At 61.6% G+C, this 17,703-nt stretch carries 14 protein-coding genes; 6 read left to right on the top strand and 8 right to left on the bottom strand.

The annotated features are described in order from the left end of the window. Positions 1 to 417: 417 nt before the first annotated feature. Complete coding sequence (locus EJ079_RS19100; RefSeq protein WP_127809788.1) at positions 418 to 1,551, top strand: KamA family radical SAM protein; 1,134 nt, start codon at positions 418 to 420, stop codon at positions 1,549 to 1,551. A gap of 300 nt (positions 1,552 to 1,851) precedes the next feature. On the opposite strand, the gene EJ079_RS19105 is transcribed toward EJ079_RS19100, so the two are convergent. The 4 genes from EJ079_RS19105 to EJ079_RS19120 form a co-directional block, all read right to left on the bottom strand. Continuing rightward, entirely contained in the window at positions 1,852 to 3,042 is a 1,191-nt protein-coding gene (locus EJ079_RS19105) for an integrase core domain-containing protein (protein WP_127809789.1), read from the bottom strand. A gap of 252 nt (positions 3,043 to 3,294) precedes the next feature. Beyond that, positions 3,295 to 3,978 (bottom strand): 4'-phosphopantetheinyl transferase superfamily protein, encoded by a 684-nt coding sequence (locus EJ079_RS19110; RefSeq protein WP_245481698.1) that lies wholly within the window; start codon positions 3,976 to 3,978, stop codon positions 3,295 to 3,297. Between the two features lie 23 nt (positions 3,979 to 4,001). Then, on the bottom strand, positions 4,002 to 4,469 hold the full coding sequence (locus EJ079_RS19115) for a GNAT family N-acetyltransferase (protein ID WP_245481699.1): 468 nt from the start codon (positions 4,467 to 4,469) through the stop codon (positions 4,002 to 4,004). Positions 4,470 to 4,483: 14 nt separating this feature from the next. Beyond that, the gene (locus tag EJ079_RS19120) at positions 4,484 to 8,608 is read right to left on the bottom strand and encodes a Pls/PosA family non-ribosomal peptide synthetase (protein ID WP_127809791.1); all 4,125 of its coding nucleotides are present in this window, start codon (positions 8,606 to 8,608) and stop codon (positions 4,484 to 4,486) included. A 261-nt stretch (positions 8,609 to 8,869) separates the two neighbouring features. On the opposite strand from EJ079_RS19120, the gene EJ079_RS19125 reads away from it, so the two are divergent. Next, positions 8,870 to 9,478: a BA14K family protein gene (locus EJ079_RS19125; RefSeq protein WP_127809792.1), complete on the top strand. Its 609-nt coding sequence runs from the start codon at positions 8,870 to 8,872 to the stop codon at positions 9,476 to 9,478. A 90-nt stretch (positions 9,479 to 9,568) separates the two neighbouring features. After that, a complete protein-coding gene (locus EJ079_RS19130; RefSeq protein ID WP_027035205.1) occupies positions 9,569 to 9,916 on the top strand; it encodes a DUF2934 domain-containing protein in 348 nt (115 codons plus the stop codon). Positions 9,917 to 10,318: 402 nt separating this feature from the next. On the opposite strand, the gene EJ079_RS19135 is transcribed toward EJ079_RS19130, so the two are convergent. From EJ079_RS19135 to EJ079_RS19155, 4 genes are all read right to left on the bottom strand, one after another. Then, positions 10,319 to 11,269: an EamA family transporter gene (locus EJ079_RS19135; RefSeq protein ID WP_127809793.1), complete on the bottom strand. Its 951-nt coding sequence runs from the start codon at positions 11,267 to 11,269 to the stop codon at positions 10,319 to 10,321. A gap of 126 nt (positions 11,270 to 11,395) precedes the next feature. Next, a complete protein-coding gene (locus EJ079_RS19140; protein ID WP_127809794.1) occupies positions 11,396 to 11,815 on the bottom strand; it encodes a VOC family protein in 420 nt (139 codons plus the stop codon). Between the two features lie 678 nt (positions 11,816 to 12,493). Continuing rightward, complete coding sequence (locus EJ079_RS19150) at positions 12,494 to 13,525, bottom strand: MAE_28990/MAE_18760 family HEPN-like nuclease (protein WP_127809795.1); 1,032 nt, start codon at positions 13,523 to 13,525, stop codon at positions 12,494 to 12,496. After that, positions 13,525 to 14,709, bottom strand: a complete 1,185-nt coding sequence (locus EJ079_RS19155) for a DUF262 domain-containing protein (RefSeq protein ID WP_127809796.1) — start codon at positions 14,707 to 14,709, stop codon at positions 13,525 to 13,527. The genes EJ079_RS19150 and EJ079_RS19155 overlap by 1 nt, the downstream gene beginning before the upstream one ends. Positions 14,710 to 15,220: 511 nt before the next feature. On the opposite strand from EJ079_RS19155, the gene EJ079_RS19160 reads away from it, so the two are divergent. The 3 genes from EJ079_RS19160 to minC all read left to right on the top strand — a co-directional run bounded on the left by EJ079_RS19160 (position 15,221) and on the right by minC (position 17,671). Next, positions 15,221 to 15,769, top strand: a complete 549-nt coding sequence (locus tag EJ079_RS19160) for a hypothetical protein (protein WP_127809797.1) — start codon at positions 15,221 to 15,223, stop codon at positions 15,767 to 15,769. Positions 15,770 to 15,774: 5 nt separating this feature from the next. Continuing rightward, positions 15,775 to 16,413, top strand: a complete 639-nt coding sequence (locus tag EJ079_RS19165; protein ID WP_127809798.1) for a hypothetical protein — start codon at positions 15,775 to 15,777, stop codon at positions 16,411 to 16,413. Between the two features lie 463 nt (positions 16,414 to 16,876). Then, positions 16,877 to 17,671, top strand: coding sequence for a septum site-determining protein MinC (minC, locus tag EJ079_RS19170; protein ID WP_127809799.1), 795 nt, complete (start codon positions 16,877 to 16,879; stop codon positions 17,669 to 17,671). Positions 17,672 to 17,703 lie beyond the last annotated feature (32 nt).

The raw sequence follows: 17,703 nt of genomic DNA on the forward strand, positions 1-17,703 counted from the left end.
TGGCGGCGCCGCATCTCCCCATGCGGCGCTGTTGCGCGAGAGATTGCCCGAAATTGTGGCGGTGGTCGATGCGGCGAAAGTTGGTGGGTGGGAAAGGTTGGCGTTTGAACACCCTCTCTGCCCTGCCGGCATTCGCGCTCGGCGTCTTTCTCCCCGTTTACGGGGAGAAATGCCCGGCAGGGCAATGAGGGGCGGCGCGGCGGCCGGCAATTTGGCGGCAGGCTCTGGCGCGCCAAGTGAAGTCGCTCTCATTTTCCCAACGTCGGCGCTGCCCCTCACCTGCCTGCCGGCATCCTCTCCCCGTATAGTGACGGGGAGAGGGACGCTCGCGCCTCGGCTTTCGCCAATCGCCAATGGTTGACCTCGCCAGCCATCCGGCCGATAGCTCCGCGCGAATTGCGACCCCGAGAAACTCCGATGACCACAGACACCAAACTCCACCCCGGCCCCGACACCGCCTGGCAGGCGGACGTCCGTCCCGGCGTGCGCCACGTGCGCGACCTGGCGTCCCTCCCGCTGTCGCCACCCGAGCGCGCGGCCGCCCAAGCCGCGGCGGCGAACCACAAGGTGCGCGCGCCCAAAGCCTATCTCGACCTGATCGACTGGAGCGACCCGGCCGATCCGATCCGGGCGCAGGTCATCCCCTCTCCGCAAGAACTGGAGGAGGTGGAAGGCGAGCTCGACGATCCGATCGCCGACCATGAATTCAGCCCGGTGCCGCGATTGACGCACCGTCATGCCGACCGGGTGCTGCTGTTCCCGACCTATCAATGCGCGGTCTATTGCCGGTTCTGCTTCCGCAAGGAATCGCTGACCTCGATCGGTCGTGGCTATACGCACGAGGCGCTGGAGCCGGCGCTGGCCTATATCTTGGATCACCCCGAAATCCGCGAGGTGATCCTGACCGGCGGCGATCCGCTGTCGCTGCCCGACAAGGCGCTGGCCGAAATCTTCGCGCGCATAGAAGCGATCCCTCATGTACGGCTGCTGCGCATCCATACGCGCGTGCCGGTGGTGCTGCCGTCGCGCATTACATCAGGGCTCGTCGCGGCGCTGCAGGGCCGGCTGATGGTCACTGTCGTCACCCATTTCAATCACGCGCGTGAAATCACCGGCGCTACCGAGGTGGCCTGCCGCACGCTTCGGCAAGCCGGGTTCGTGCTGCTCAACCAGAGCGTTCTGCTCAAGGGCGTCAACGACAGCGTCGAGGCGCTGGAGGAGCTCTGCCGCGAGCTGATGTACCGCCTCGGCGTCAAACCCTATTACCTCCACCATGGCGACCTCGCGCGCGGCATGGCGCATCGCCGCACGACGATCGCGCAGGGACAGGCGCTGACTGAAGCGCTGCGGGCGCGGCTGTCGGGCATCTGCAACCCCGTCTATGTGCTCGATCTGCCGGAAGGCGGCGGCAAGGTGCCGATCGGGCCTTGCCATGTCGAGGGACGGGACGGCGAGAACTGGCGGCTGCGCGGGCTCGATGGCGAGGTGAGGGGATATAGGGAGATCGTTGGCGCGCAAGAGGAACAGTCTTCGAAGATTCCAGGCTCGTGACGCCAGGATCCACCCGGATAATCCTACAGCGTCACAGCGACCGTTCATAATGGCCAGCGTCTGCGCCGCCCCTCACCTGCCTGCCGGCATCCTCTCCCCGTATAGTGACGGGGAGAGGGGTGCTGTCATCGGCGATTTCGCCAATCTCCAGCGTTGCGGGAAGAATGCCGGCGTCGCGGCCAGTGTCCAGCCGATAGATGGGTAACAGTTTGAACCGGATAGATAGGTAACAGTTTTCCCCCTTATGATGGGTTCGCGGCAGCGCCAAGCGGTTGGGTTGATAGGTAACAGTTTTCCCCCTTATGATGGGTTCGCGGCAGCGCCAAGCGGTTGGGTTGGCGCGGCGCTGCGGCGAACCAGTTTCCTGTGCTTGTGGTCGATGAAGCCGAGCGGATGGGCATGGAAGCGCACCGCCCATTGGCCGTTCTCAGTCTCTTCGATGGCAATCGGCTCGCCTGCCAGCGTGGCCGAGACGTAGATCTCTGCGCCCTGCCATTTGACGGCGCCGTTCTGGCGCACGCTGCGCACCGCCGCCTCGGCCGGATAGTCCGGCTCGGGRATCGTCTTAGGCATGGGACGGGTCGAGGGACGGTAATGCTGCGCCGGGGTGCCCATGCCAAGCGCCTCGTGCGGGCGCTCCTCATTGTAGCTGCGCCGGAAGGCCTCGAAAGCCTGAGCTTGAGCCGCCCTGTCGGCCTCCGGTGCCTTGGCCATCGGCAGCATGGTCAGGTGGAAGCGCTCATGGCGCCCGTTCTGCTGCGGCTTGCCCGGCTGGATGCGCTCAAGAGCGATGCCAAGCTTGATGAAGCGCGCCGCAAGCGGCGTCAGACCCGTGACGCCAGGCGATGCGAAGGGTGGGCCATTGTCGCTTCTGAACCGATCCGGCAGCCCATGCTCTTCAAACAGGCGCTCRAACACCGGCCAGGCCTCGGCGTCCGCCGTCGAACCCGTCGCTTCGAGCGCCAGAAGATAGCGGCACGCCCCATCCATCACCGTCAGCGGCTCGCAGCGCCACCCGTCGCCAGTCCGGAACCAGCCCTTGTGATCGCCCGTCCACAGCGCGTTCGGCCCCTCGGGCTCCGGCCATGGACCGTTGCCGGCCGCCTTCCAGCGCCTGCGCTTACGCCCCACAAGTCCATGCCGCTTCAGGATCTCRCCRGCCGTCGAGACCRCMGGCCARCCGCAGCAGGGCTCCGCACGCTTCAGCCGGGCCATGATCTTCTTGGGCCCCCACAGCGGATGCGCTTCCTTCTCCGCCACGATCCGCTCCACCAGCTCCGCTGCCGTTGCCCGGCCGTGCTCGAGCGGCGCCCGCGGCAGATCATGCAGGCCTTCCGGCCCGAACTCCCGGTAGCGTCCAAGCCATTTGTACCCGGYCTTGCGCGAGATCTCGAAGGCAGTACACAGCTGCGTCATCGTCTCCTCGCCAGAAAGGCATTCCACAACAAACCGAAGCCGCTCATCCATGATGCCAGTCTCTCGCCAAACCATCGCCGGTCCTCCCGGCGGACAAGAAAACTGTCACCCATCTAATCAGTCCATTCTGTTACCTATCTATCCGGTTCGGACANGATGCCAGTCTCTCGCCAAACCATCGCCGGTCCTCCCGGCGGACAAGAAAACTGTCACCCATCTAATCAGTCCATTCTGTTACCTATCTATCCGGTTCGGACACCGGCCCCTCTCTCCCCGTCACTATACGGGGAGAGATGTCCGGCAGGACAGTGAGGGGCAGCGCCAACGTCAACGATTGCCGCGTTCGGCTAGGAACTCATGACGCCGTAGCGCAGCAGAATAATCGCGCAGACCCCAAACCCCATCTCCATCGACAAACGCCAGCACCACCACGCGCGGGGCAACGCAGTAGGCGAGGCTGGCCTTGCGGCCTGTCTTCGTCGTCGCCTGGCCTGCGTTCAGGTCGACGGTGATGTCCTCATAACCAAGCACCTCGCGATCGAGCGGATAGACGGCCTTGTAGACGGCTTCCTTGGCGGCAAAGAGAATGCGGCCGGCAAGATGCCGGTCGGCTGCGTCCGTGCGGTCCGCGGGCGTTGTCACGAGCGCCAAAATATCATCCGGGAGAGGCTGCGCGGGCTCGACGTCGATGCCGAGCGAGGCGATATCGCCAATCGGTGCAATCGCCGCCACGGCCATGTCGTCGTCGTGAGCGAGCGAACCGGTTATCCCGTCGGGCCAGACCGGCGCGCCCGTTGGCGCGCGCAGGATGGCGACGTCGCCGGCGCCAAGCTCCGCCAGCAGTCCGTGCGCGATCCACCGGGCCGCGCCGCTGGCGCGCCGCATGGCCGGTTGACGCGCGGCGATGGAGTTCGCTTCCCCGGGCAGCAGATGGCCGTCGTCGCCATCGCGTATAAGCCGGCATCCGACCCGGATACTCTTGGGTGCGATGGCGGTCATCGCTTCGGCCAAGGCGATCTCCCCGGGCAGCCGCGTCACGGCTCGTGCGTCCGTGCCGGCAAAGCGAGATCGGCGATCATCTCTCCGTCCTCGTCGAGCCCTTCTTCGACGAAACCGGCGCTGCGATAGAGGTTTCGCGCCGCATCATTCTCCAGTTCGTAGCAGATCGAAACGTGGCTGATGTGGCCGAGCCCCTGGATTTCGCCCAGCACTTCGCGCAGCGCGGCCTTGCCGTAGCCTTTGCCTTGAGAAGCGCGGTCGATCATGAAGCGGTAGATGCGCGCCTCGTCGTCATCCTCGGGCGCCTCGTACATGAGGAAACCGACGACACGGGTCCCGGCCATGACGACGCGTGGCCGCGCGTCTGCGTCGGTTTCGGCTTCTTCCAGCGACGCCGCATTGCCGGCGACGAAATCCCTCTGCTTCGGGGCGAGTTCCAGGGCCGTGACCAGGGCACGGTTGGCCTCGGTCACGGCAACGAGACGGATGTCTCCGGTGTTCAAGCCGATGCCCTTTTTCAAGCCGATGCCCGGGCCGATGCCTTGGAGCCATCGTCGGTGATCGGCTCGACGAAGCGGTGCAGCTTGGCCGGGTTGCCACGCCATATGGAGTTGGGCTCCAGCTCTTCGCCCTTCATGACGAAGGAGTCGACATCGACCACCGAGCCTTCGCCCATCACGACGCCGTAGTGGACAAAGGCTGAAGGTCCGAGCGTGCAGCCCTTGCCGATGCGGATGAAGTCGGACTTGAAGGCGCCTTCCTCCAGCGAATGGGCCTGGATGACGCAGCCCTCGTTGAGGGTGGCGTCGTCGCCGATCTCCACCAGCGAGCGTTCGGTGAGGTTGCTGCCGCCGTCATAGACCCGTTTGCCAACCTTGACGCCCAGCATGCGCAGGATCATCGGCCGGAACGGCGTGCCGGCGAACAGCCGCACGATCGGCGAATCCGCCAGCTTCCAGTGGCGTTCATGGCGCCAGAACGCGACGTCGTAGATGGTCGTCATTTGCGGCTTCAGCCGGCCGAAACCAAGGCTTGCCCGTTCCACGAAGATGTAGAACGGAATGGTGATCGCCGAAGTCAGGAGCACGGCGACGAACAGCGCGACTTCAGCCCATTCGGTATAGTAGTTCAGCGCCCGGTCCCAGATCGCCAGCGTGGCGAACAGCATGATCCACTGCGTTGCCACGAACAGCAGGATCGTCACCAGATTGTGGCGGTTCTTGTGCGGGATGCGCCGGCGCCGGTCGTCTTCGTCGACGCCCGCGATGAGTTCCTTGTCGCGGTTCACCATGCGCGGGATTTCAAAGGCAGGGGAACCCAGAAGCCCGACATTCTCGCGCAGCGGCCCGTCGATGGGGATCATCACCTTGGTGCCGAGCAGGACGTTGTCGCCGGTGCGCCCGTCCGGCGGATAGTAGATGTTGTTGCCGAGATAGTTGCGCTCGCCGATCCTCGTCGGCTCGAGCCGGAAGGCGGAGGCGGATTTGTGCATGTTGATCATGAACAGCCCGTCCGACACCATGGTCTCGGTGCCGATCTCGCACAGAAGCGGGTTTTCGTGCTGCTGGTTGGAGCCGAAATTGGAGCCGGTCTGCACCACTCTGTTGAGGTTCCAGCCGATGGCCCTGATATAGTGCACGATGGCCGAGCTGTCGCCGAACAGGAGACCTAGCACGCGGGAGTTGCTCGAGAATTCGGCGACCGTCTGCAGCCAGTAGCGAAAGCCGTAAAGCGTGTAGGTGCGGCCTGGCTTCAGGATCAGGTTTGTCAGGCGCGGCACCAGCGTCGCCGCCAGGAAGGCCACGGCGATGTAGCCGAAAAGCGTGACCGTGGTGCCGATCGCGACGACGCCGATGGTTTCCTGGTAGTCGTCGCCGACATTTTCCCAATAGCTGTGGAACAAGAGCGGCAAGGGAGTGACGATGGCAAACAGCCCGATCAGCTGTACCGCTTCGAACAGGAAGCGCCTGATGTTGGACGGATCGACATTGCGCACCTTGCAATAGTCGGCCGTGGTCGGAACGGCCGGCGAGCCATGCCAGCGTTCGCCGTCGGGGATGCTTTGGCCGCGATGCAGCGAGGACGAATGGCCGAGCTGGGCGCCGTCGCCGATCCTGGTGTCGATGTCGAGCGTCGAGCCGACGCCGACAAAGGCATCGCGGCCGATGGTCAGCGGCCCGGTGTGGATATAGCCGGACTGCGCCCGGAAGCCGAGGATCATGGATTCCTTGCGCAGGATGGTGTTGGCGCCGATCGAGATGAGATCCGTGCAGACGGGCACGGATTTCGATTCGATGACGGCGTTCTTGCCGAGCTTGGTGCCCAGAAGCTGCAGGTAGATGCTGTAGAGCGGGCTGCCGCGGAACAGCACGACGGGGGCGGTGCGGATCAATGTCTTGACCACCCAGAAGCGGAAGTAACGCACGCCCCAGATGGGAAACGCCTCCGCCTTCCAGCGGCCGACCAGCACCCATTTGGCGATGACGGCAAAGCCCGACATGCCGAAGAACACGGCGGCAGAAAGCGCCACGCACCTGATGTACAGCTGCAGCGGATCGTCGAGCGCGTCATACATCCAGTTGAGGCCGCCATTGATCGCCCACAGGGCGCCATAGCTGTAGAGCGCGTAAAACAGCAGCTGTGCGGCCCCGCAGGTCCAGTAGGCGAGATTGGAGGCCCGGCGGGTGAGGACGGGCTCGTTGGTGGCCGTCGTCATCTCGTCCGCTACGCCCAGATGCAGCGCCAGCCGCGCCACGGTCGGGTGGAGATAGATGTCGCGCATCGACGCCGTCGCCCATTCCTTCCTGGTGCGCAGGCGGGCGCAGAAATGCGCCATCAGCAGCGAGTTGGCGCCGAGATCGTCGAAGAAATTGTCCTCGACGGACACTTCGTCGAATTTCAATACGGCGGCCAGCGCGTCGGCGAGGAAACGCTCGTCGTCATTGCCGGGCGCGACCGTGGCGCGATCGCCCGAAAGCCGCACGCTTGTCGGCTTCGGCAGCTGGCGCAAATCCACCTTGTTGGAGACCGTCATCGGGATAACAGGCAGTTCCTCGAGATAGGAGGGCACCATGTAGTCGGGCAGCCGCCGTTTCATCGTCGTGGCGAGGTCGGCGCGCGAGATCGACGGTTGGCCGGCCTTCGCTGCGAAATAGGCGACGAGTTCGACGCGGCCGGGCTCGATCTCCCAGGTAGTGACGGCGGCCTGGGCGATTTCAGGCTGGTCGAGCAGCACCGCCTCGATCTCGCCGAGCTCGATGCGGTAGCCGCGGATCTTGACCTGGGTGTCGATGCGGCCGGCATACTCGATCTCGCTTTGGTCGTTGATGCGGCCAAGGTCGCCGGTGCGGTAGATGCGCTTCGACGGGTTGTTCGGCAGGCCGACGAAATCGGCGATGAATTTCTGCTCGGTCAGGTCGGGCCTGTTGAGATAGCCGACCGCGAGCCCGATGCCGGCAATGCCGATCTCGCCCAGTTCGCCGGGCTCGGCAAGCTGCGGCAGCGAAGCGTCGAGAATGACGATCGAGTAGGTCGGCAGCGGCGCGCCGATGGTGACGGGGCTGTTCGGCGTCAGCGCGCCCATGGTGGCGGTGACGGTCGCCTCGGTCGGGCCATAGGTGTTGAGGATCTGCCGCCCCGGCTTCGACCAGCGCACCACCAGATTGTGCGGGCAGGCCTCGCCGCCGACCAGCAGCGTGCGCAGGCTGGGCACATCCGACGTCATCGACGACAGCAGCGTCGGGCTGCAGGCGATGCAGGTGATGTCATGGAGGCGCAGGAAATCGGCCAGTTCCTCGCCCACCAGCGGCATCTGGCCCGGTGCCGGTACCACCGTCGCGCCGGCGACGAACGGCACCCAGATTTCTTCGGAGGAAAAGTCGAAGGCGATGGTCATGCCCTGGTAGACGCGGTCGTCCGGCCGGTAGCCGTAGGATGCGGCGGCGACGCGGATGAAATTGACGAAACTCTGGTGCTTGATGACCACGCCCTTGGGCTTGCCCGTGGTGCCCGAGGTGTAGAGGATGTAGCAGGTGTCGTCCGATAAAGCGGCCTTCGCATGCGGCTTCAGCGGCGCGTCGGACTCTTTGGAGATTTCGGCAGCAGTGCTGTCGATCAGCAGATGCGGGACGGGCAGCTGACCGGCGCGCGACGCATAGGCGGCGATGGTGACGATCAGGCTGACGCCGGCGTCTTCGATGATGAGCGCCATCCGCTCCTCGGGGAAGGCGGTCGCCAGCGGCACGAAGGCAGCGCCCGCCTTCATCACGGCGAGCAGCGCGACATAGGTCTCCGCCGAGCGGTCGAGGATGAGCCCGACGCGGTCGCCCGGCCGCACGCCGCGCTTGACCAGCAGGCGGGCGAACTGGTTGGCGCGGCTGTCCAGTTCCCGATAGGTCCAGACACGCCCGTCGGAGATCACCGCCGGCAGCGCTGCAAACATGTCGGCGAGCTGTTCGAAGACGGTGTCGAGCCTCTCGCCGGGCAGGCCTTGCCGGGCAAAGTCGGCGCCCGTCAGGATTTGCCCGCGCCTGGCTGTCGCGGGGGCCGTTTTTACCAGCGCATCGACACCTGCCAGGCCGCTCTCCAGCCCCGATCGGTCCGCGTCCAGTTCGGCGATATCGACACCGTGATCCATTTCCATGCTTTCCCGTCCAGGCCGGGCATCGCCCGGCACGGCCATTTTTCCAGTTGTTGTGGGATGCTTATGCCATCCGATCTTTTCGGCAGTTTTTCCGAACTGTTGAATATTGTTTCTGAACTGTGTCTGGGCGCTCCTTTGAGCCTCCCTTGGCGGCTCTTGCCGGGCCCGCCCGGCGGCAGCGCCGGCGCGTACGCTTGGGCGTTTTTCTGGAACCAGCCTTGAGGCCCCGCATTCTATGAGCAGGGACTTAAGGAGCGTGTCGTGAAAGCGGTTTTGGGACTGGTCTGCGGCTTCGTGCTGACCCTTGCGGTCTTCGGCAGCGGACTGGGCTTTGCGGCCTGGGTGCTTGCCGCAAAGCCGCCGCGGCAGGCAACGGCCACCGTCAGCGTGGCGGAACTGTGGACCAAAAAAGCGCGGCCGGTGAACAAAGCCGGGCAGGGCCTCGAACGCCTGCCGGCCAAACAGTCCGCGCCGCTCGACATCCCCGCCAAACCGCAGGAAACACCGCCCGACCCGACGGTCACCGGCGCCATCGCGCCCAAGGCAGCCGACCTGCCGCCTCCGCATCTCGCCTGGTGCGCCAGCCGCTATCGCTCCTACCATCCGGACGACAACAGCTATCGCTCCTATAGTGGGCAGATGCGCCCCTGCATCTCGCCCTATCTCCAAGCCGCCGGCCAGGTCGGCCAGCCGGCCGCCGGCGATGGCGACGAAAACGGCGCCGGCCTGGGCGTCTACGTTGCCAGCGATGGCGGCGAAGCACTTTCGGCCGACCATGTCGATTACTGCTTCAGCCGCTACCGTTCCTACCGCTCGGAAGACAACTCCTACCAGCCCTATTCAGGCGGGCCGAGACGGCAATGCCAGTAGAGCCCGCGCGCCGCACGATCCGATCGCGCGGATTTTCCGGAGCGTCCGCATTGGCGCGGCGTTCAACCCCTGACCCAAGGAGGACTGACCATGAGCGACGACCGGGACGACAGAATTCGTGAGCGCGCCTACCAGATCTGGGAACGGGAAGGCCGCATGCACGGCGACCCCGAACGGCACTGGCACCAGGCCGAGGCCGAGATTGACCGCGAGTCGGCCCTGCCGCTGACGGCGGATGACGCACTGCCCGAAACTGGCGAGATCGCCAGTTCCGACGTGCTGGAGGTCGAGGCGCTGGCGGTGCGCACCGGCATATCGGGCGACGAGGCGCAGGAACTGCTCGACCGCCTGGGCAACGACCGCGCGGCAATCGAGCAGGCCGCCCGCAGCCTCAAGGCCAAAAGGCGGCGAAACCCCGATGAGGGACTGGCGAAATGATCAGAGGCTGAAGGACAGAAATACCGTTGCGAGGGCTGGCCGATCACCCGGCCCGAAAGCCCGCGCCTCTGGCGGAGGACGCGGGCCGATCGGACGGCCGATCTTCGGCAGGCGATGGAGGGCACCACCTGCCGCATCCATTAACAATTAGCTTCAGCTAATGTTCCGTCAAGTTGGATCTGAATTTACTTTCGAATGTCGGCCTCCACCGCCTGCGCCGCTGGCCTTTGGTCGGGAATGCATGTGTCCGGGCAGGCAGTGTCGATGTCTATAGGAATTTTTTCCTTGACGGGTGAGGGCAGCTATGCTACATTTTTGCCTATGGTGATGATTTGCGCCAGTGACCCGCCGCGAGGCGGGTTTTTGCGTTGGCCCGCCGCACAGCCGCCACCCGCAAGATCTCTACGCCACGCGTGGTTGAGCTGGTTTGACCATTGTGGCGAGCACGATGCCGGCGACGATGAAGGCCGCACCGACCAGATCGTAATCGTGCAAGCCCTCGCCGAGCAGCAGATAGGCGAGCATGGCCACGAACACCGTCTGCAGGTAGAGCAGCATGCTGGCCCGGCTAGCGCCCAGCGTTTGCACGCTTTTGTTGTAGAGATAGTACATCAAGGCGCCGCCGGGGCCTGCCAGATAGGCGAGCGCGAGAAGGCTGTGGACGTTCATGGCGGAGCGTTCGTCGTTGAACAATTCCCACAAATGGAAAGGCAAGGCGACCAGCGCACCGGCGCCGAGCAGCAGCACGACCATCGGCAGGAGTTCGATGCCGAATTTGGCACGGCGCAAAAGCACGGTGTAGAGGCCCCAGCAGAACGCGCTGCCGACGATCCACAGCTCGCCGGCGTTGACCTTGAGTTGCAGCAGCGCCGTCAAATTGCCATGGGCAACGATGAAAATCATCCCGGCAAGCGCAACCAGCGCGCCAAGCGACTTCCACAGCCCCAGCGGCTCGCCAAGCACGAAACGGGCGAGCACCATCGTCATGACCGGCGACAGCGCCATGATGATGCCGGCCGTGGTGGCGTCGGTGTGGTTGAGGCCATGGTAGATCATACCCTGGCACAGCGTCAGGCCGATCGCCCCCACGGCGACGACCTCAACGGCGCGGGTTCGCAAAAGCCCGACCATCGCGTCGTGATGACGGTGCACGATCGGCAGCAGGATGGCGCAGGCAAGCGCCAGCCGCCAGAAGCAGAGGCCCCAGGGCGGCATTTCAGGCGCCACCCATTTGGCCGCGATATAGACACCAGCCGAAAGCAACCAGCACAGGACGGCGGCCGGATAGCCGGCCAGGGAGGATATGGGGCGCACGGGTTGCGCGGCTTGATGCGCTATCGGCGCTGCCTGCATGTCATGCCCCCTTCGATGATTTCGGCCGGACGGGGCAACATAGCCTGTGTCGTGGGGTCGTGCATCCGTTTTGAAGGGGTGGGGAATGTGCGCTCGGCTGCCTATGTCCTCGATGGAGTAACCATGTCAGTCCGCCTTGTCGGCAGAAGGCATTGCGGAAACGTCCATCCACATCGCGCCCACGGCATGGCCATCGGGATCAGCGAGGTCGCGGGTATACATGAACCCATGGTCTTCGATTGGATTGATGTCGGCGGTGCCGCCGTTCGCGGCAGCCGCTGCGGCCATCGCATCGACCGCCTCGCGGCTGTCCAAGGACAGCGCTAGCATGACCTCGCTGGACGTTGATGGCGGGATGGGACGCGTGGTCATCGTCTGCCATTTTTCACGGCTGAGCAGCATGAAATTGATGTGGTCGCTCCACACCATCCCCGCGGCCGCCTCGCTGGTAAACTTGGGATTGTTCTTGAACCCGAGCGATTCATAGAACGCCATGGATGCCTTCACGTCGTTCACCGGCAGGCTCACGAAAATCTTCTTGCTCATCGATCATTCCTTTGATTGTCGAGGTGCCAGCGAGTGGCGCCTGCTTTAAGACGGTTGACCGCCCGCGGATCCGACACCGCATCTCAAGTTTTTTGAAGCGCCGGCGCAGTGGCACGGATGCCGAGGCACGGCATAAGCGTTCACTTTGGTATCGGATGTTCGCTTTTCGTGAGCGCCACTGGCACCAAGGCGGCGGCCGAGATCGACCGGGAGTCCGCCCTGCCGCCGACCGCCGACGACGCACTGCCGGAACCGGCGAGATGCCAGTTCCGATGTGCTGGAGGTCGGTGCACATATCGGGCGACTAGGCGGAGGCGCTGATCGACAGGCTGGGCCGCGCGGACGTCGAACAAGCAGCGCGCAGTCTCAAGGCCAAGCGGAAATCCTAGGCAGGGAGAGCGAGATGATCCGGAAACGGAAAGGCGGAAATATCGGCATTATTTACGCAAGAAGGACGAAAAGACGGGGAAAAGGCGCAACCTGGGGACGTTTGATAGCCGCGAGGCGGCGGGAAAAGAATGAGCGGGAGGTGCAGTATTTCAAGTCGCATTGATGGAGTGGATGGCCTGCCGCGCATTGCGGCAAGACCTTGCCAAAATCTTTGCTGCTCGAATAGCAGCCGATCGGCCTGGCCCTCGGGGGCCGCACCAGCGTCTCAGACGATGACTCGTGAAGCGATTAGCCAAAGCGCACCAGCTCGCAACCAACTTTGGCTCGGACCCCGATCCTGAGTCCGACCTCGGTCTCGTCCACCACAGTGGCCGTCTCTACGTTGACGTCATTTAGCTGAATGCTGTTTACGCTAGCCATCATCGTGAGGCCCTTGCCGAATATGTAAAATTCGTCACCTACACTCAAGGTCGCGCTTTTCACTTTCGCAACCACGATGTCGTCATGAAAACGCTCGGTGATCACTCCGACAATCGTAGCGCGGCCAAGCTCCTTAGCTCGACGCAGCGTGTCATACTGGATGAAGTCGACAATGCTTCGACAGAGAGCTTCGAAAAAGTGTGTAAACTCGATGAGAACCTCGGCACCGAGAACGTCGTCAACATCACCGTGGGCAGCTTCGTTCCGATAGTCCACTATTTGCTTTAGTTCGCTGGCTGCGGTCTCCGACAAGCGCGCTTGTGCAGCGAAGAACTCCGCGACAGCGGAGTGGGACGTAACCCATGCATCTATACCTGACAGACCGCACTGACTAAAAAGCCGCTGAAGCTCGGCCATGCGTAGGTTCTGCTCCGCTCTCAGCAGAGCCTCGGGCTGGAGTTGGTAGCCGACCTTGTTAGCCATCGCCTCGCTCGCCGCAATTATGACGGTCGCGACATCAAGCGTCTGATACCTCTGCTTATCATGGTCCACGAGTATCTGGCCTAGGCCGCGGGTATACTTCGCTTTGAAGCCATCCCCCAGAGCCGTCAGCGTGTATGCTCCTGACAGAAAGGCTAGATATTCGCGAAGGACCTGGAGCACGAAGGATTCGAAAAGCGCGTAGGTCCTGGTGATCGCGGCACAATGATCGATTATCCTCCAGCTTGTCGCATCAGCCGCCTCGCCGAGGATCTGGCTAATGTCGAAGCATTTCTCGCCTTCCGCCTTGCAACCGAAGCTCGGGGCGGCGACTTGACTGCGAAGGTTGGCAGAGAAAGAAATATGCTTACGAACGGCGCTCAACGCTTCAAGGCTACGATCAAGCAGCGCAGTGTGCATCAGGCGATGGCCCCATCAACCATCTCGGTGAACAACCTTATCCGAGTTTGGATATCCTCCTTCGCGTTCCCCCGGCCAGTGAACGTCCCTTCCTCCTGCTCCTCAAACATCTGCATTGTCGCGGCCCGGATCTTGGCCGCCTTCGCTCTCACCTCATCAGCCTTGGGCAAGAATGTCGACATGCCGACCATAACAGCATCATAGTAGGCCTTCTGTGCTGCCGGCGCCCAGTCGTTCTTGGCGGGATCGAACGGCTTGAACAGTAAGTTTCCATAGACATCATTGGCAAGGTCAAGCGTTTCTATGAATTCGCGCTCCAATACCGCGACATCGGCATCAGTGAAGTTCGCCGCCTTCCGCATGTAGAGATCGAGAAAGCCTTGCATGCCGTGCCGGTAGTTGGCAGCGTGTCTCAAGGCGAAAAAGCGTAGGACCATCTCGACGTCCTCCATCTTGGCGTACATGGGGATGTCGAGTAGGCCATGAGTTACCTCGATCTCGTTCTCGACATAAAGGGGGACGCCCCATGCCGCGCGGAACTTCGGTAGGCGCGAGAGCCGGTCGACTAGGTTATTGACGCGGCCGCGATACAGCGCGTTGCGTATCTCTTGCCGCGTCAACTCCACACCGCCGGTATTGAGCCGCTCGAAAACCGTCTCACGCAGGCTGGACGCTTCGTCCTCGTCGGTTGTCGACTCTTTCAGCAATACGATGGACGTAATGGACCTGCGGTCTAGACCTGCCTGAATTTTGTCAGGCAGTGTCTGGTAGGTTCGCCCATTGATTTCAGGCCATTGTTTCAGGCCGGCTAGCTCGAACGTACCCGCATAGAAATCCCGCAGAGCCGTGATGCGCTGTTGCCCGTCCATTACTTCGTATGAATTGTACTCCTTCTCGTAGAGGAAGACCGGTGGCACAGGGATATTCATGATGAAAGATTCAATTAGCAGACTCTGCTTCTCCGGCGACCAACGGGGGCGTCGTTGGTAGAAAGGTCGCAGATCCATGTAGTTGGTCTGTTTCAGAGAGGCAACGAAACCTGGAAGCTTCTCACGATTGGTCTCGATGACGATGCGCCCCTCGCCACGGGCGTATCGCTCATTTATCTCCGCGTCAGTAACTCTCACCGGCCTTTCTTTAGGCAGCTTGACCCACAGTTTCTGTTCGGATGGTGCAAGCGTCATCCACTATTCTCCCCAAGCGACCTAGGTGGCCGACATTTCATCAATTGGTCAGCGCTATCACAAGTATCGTCGTTTGACGGTTCTGTCATGCGCCGCCGAACAATAGTCTCAGGGCCGTGACGGATTGGAAGACATTCGTTTCCTGTGGGCCAGACCGAACCAATTGTCGGACGGGAGCCGGAGCGAAGGAGCACGAGGTACTCGGCGGGGCCAACGACCTCTTCAGAGAGGCTGGTATAGTCCCAATGAGCCGTCCGCACGCCGGAGAGGCAGCCGAGCCTGCCGCGATGATCCATGGTTCACCGCCCTTGCTGCCCCAGCAACAATAGCGCTACCTACTATTTGCAATAATGCGAGGGAGAGTTCAGTGGGGTGCTCAAGGGGTAAGGCTCATCCAAACGGCCAGACGAAGCTACGGCTTTTCACGGATTCTGCCGGCTATTGTCAAAACCCAAGTTGCAACGGGCCTCTTTTTCCTGAGGACTATAAGGACCACCCGCATATTGCCGAAATGGCGCATATTTTCGCTGCAATTGATGGCGGCCCCAGAACGGATAGAGACCTCACTGATGGGGAGAGAGGGGCCTATGAAAACATAGTCCTACTGTGCGCGAACTGCCACACCCTAGTTGACAAGACACCCGAGGCTCACCCCGCTTCTCTAATGGCAGCGTGGAAGCGCGATCATCTTGATAGGATACGTAGGACATTCGGCCTAAAAATTCACGAAAGCAGAGCAGAACTGAGAGGTGATCTTGACGGCTTGCTTCGTGAGAACAGAGCTGTTCATGAAGCCACGGGTCCAGACCTTGACTACCGCTTCAACCCTGAAGCCGCAGAGGCAGAAGTTTGGAAAGCAAGGGTTAAATCAACGATTATACCAAACAGCAATAAGATCTTGTTATTGGTTGACGCTAATCGGCATTTGCTGACGGAGGGAGAGAAGGATACCGTTGAGCGTTTTCGATTTCATGTAAGAGGGCTCGTGCTAAGACATCTCGACGGCCAGGAACTGGCCAATACGAAATTCCCCCAAGAAATGAACAAGTTGGCTCAATAGACAAGATGAACACAGTTTTAATAAATAAGATAATTTCCGAAAGTCAGGATGTCCAGAGTTTCAAGTGGCTATCTGATAATGTAATAGAGATATCAAGGAAAGAAATATCTGGTTTTAGAGCTGCAATACTCAGCAAGAGTGTGGTTACTACTGAAGACGTTTCACCGCTCCTGACTCAGGGAGTGGCAGTCATTGTAAATTTCCCTAAGATTGGCATGTGGAGCGGTGACGCAATCGACGTATGTGAAAAAAACGATATAGCATGGGGAAGGTTTGGGGTTCTCCTTCGTGCGTTTGGCATGGATGATCCACAAAACAGTGTGGATCCGGAGATTAATTTTTCCCGCCGTGCTCTTTCACAGCACAGCAAGGTAGCGGATTTAGGGTTTATTTTGGATCATTTACTGAAAATACGGCACGAGACCGGTAAAGTATTGCGGGTGGCTCTCGTGTATGAGTATGATTTATCTGGGGACGACGTTCGACGGGCTCGAGAAAGGCTCGGAAAATTTGATTTTATACTTAAGACAAACCCAAACGGCTCAATTCTAAAGGATGCTCATTCCGCGGCCGAAAGCATCGGCGCAAAGGTATACCCAATTGGCGATTTGATGAGACACCTAGCGAAGCTAAATGACAACTAGAAGTGACTTGGTGGCGCTCGCAGGAATCTGGGAGATGATCAGTGCATGTGAGAAGAAAGTCCCAAGATGTAAATGGTATATATTTGGATCGGCTATGCGTGAGGCGCGAGCACCGTCGGATATAGACGTCCTTTGTCTGGTTGAAAATTATGATGTCTCTAGTGACATTTGGCAGATTTGCGAGTACTCTCTTCTGAGAGCCCCCTTGCATCTTCGTGTCCTGTCAACTCAGGACGAAAGTGCGCTGAAGTTTATCCAGAGAACTGGAGCGGTGCCGTTGAGCTCCTAGAGTACGCAAGGGTGTCCGAGAAGATGACCGCTTCTGGCGCTTAACAGGGACTTTCGCCCACCCGATGGGCCTGTCATGAACTGTCCTTCCGTTCCACCCTTCCCACCCCTGGCATTAACCATTCGTTAACCATTCCCTCGCTAGCGTTTACCTCTCAGTAAGGATTCGCCAGCCGTGACCTTTGCCGCCCCCCTCGAGGCCAAATCCATCCGCTTTCGCGCCCGCTCCTTCGTCGCTTTCACGCTGACGCCGGAGGCGCCTTTGGACGTGTGGCTGGAGGGGCTGGACCACTGGATCGGCAACTCGCCGGGCTATTTTGCCGGGCGGCCGGTGGTGCTTGATCTCAACACCTTGAAGCCCGATGTCGCGGCGATCGAATCGTTGGTGGACGTGCTTGGCCATCGCGGCATCCGCGTCTACGCCATCGAGCTCGACGGTCACACCGCACTCGAGCCCAACCTGCCGCCAGTGCTGGTCGGCGCCAAGGAGGCGACGACGGATGGGTTGCTGCCCCGCAAGGCGAGAGAGGATGTTTCCGGAGAGGACAAGGCAGAGGGCAGGGCGCTCGAAGTCGGCCTCGATAAGGGCGGCAAGGTTGACGCAAGCAAGGCGGGCGATAGCGAGCCGCAGGTTGAAGCTTCGGGCACGCTGATGATCAAGGCGCCGATCCGCTCCGGCCAGGCGATCGTGCATCCGCATGGCGATGTCATCGTGCTCGGTTCGGTCGCGTCCGGCTCGGAGATCATCGCGGCGGGCTCGATCCATGTCTACGGCACGCTGCGCGGGCGGGCTTCGGCGGGTGCGCTGGGCAACAGGGGCGCGCGCATCTTCTGCCGCAAGAACGAGGCGGAGCTTCTGGCGGTCGACGGCTGGTACGTCACCGCCGAGGAGATGGAAGGCGTTTCGCGCGGCAAGCCTGTGCAGGCGTTTCTCGATGGCGACGCGTTGCGGGTTTCGACGCTGAGCTGACATTCGTTTCGATATTGGGGCGGCCGGGCCGC

The organism is Mesorhizobium sp. M7A.F.Ce.TU.012.03.2.1 (assembly GCF_004006095.1).
Classification (GTDB): Bacteria; Pseudomonadota; Alphaproteobacteria; order Rhizobiales; family Rhizobiaceae; genus Mesorhizobium.

Coding starts and splice junctions, on each gene's coding strand:
- EJ079_RS19100 (WP_127809788.1), top strand. CDS start 418: ATGACCACAGACACCAAACTCCACCCCGGCCCCGACACCGCCTGGCAG.
- EJ079_RS19120 (WP_127809791.1), bottom strand. CDS start 8,608: ATGGAAATGGATCACGGTGTCGATATCGCCGAACTGGACGCGGACCGA.
- EJ079_RS19130 (WP_027035205.1), top strand. CDS start 9,569: ATGAGCGACGACCGGGACGACAGAATTCGTGAGCGCGCCTACCAGATC.
- EJ079_RS19135 (WP_127809793.1), bottom strand. CDS start 11,269: ATGCAGGCAGCGCCGATAGCGCATCAAGCCGCGCAACCCGTGCGCCCC.
- EJ079_RS19140 (WP_127809794.1), bottom strand. CDS start 11,815: ATGAGCAAGAAGATTTTCGTGAGCCTGCCGGTGAACGACGTGAAGGCA.
- EJ079_RS19150 (WP_127809795.1), bottom strand. CDS start 13,525: ATGCACACTGCGCTGCTTGATCGTAGCCTTGAAGCGTTGAGCGCCGTT.
- EJ079_RS19155 (WP_127809796.1), bottom strand. CDS start 14,709: ATGACGCTTGCACCATCCGAACAGAAACTGTGGGTCAAGCTGCCTAAA.
- EJ079_RS19160 (WP_127809797.1), top strand. CDS start 15,221: ATGGCGCATATTTTCGCTGCAATTGATGGCGGCCCCAGAACGGATAGA.
- EJ079_RS19165 (WP_127809798.1), top strand. CDS start 15,775: ATGAACACAGTTTTAATAAATAAGATAATTTCCGAAAGTCAGGATGTC.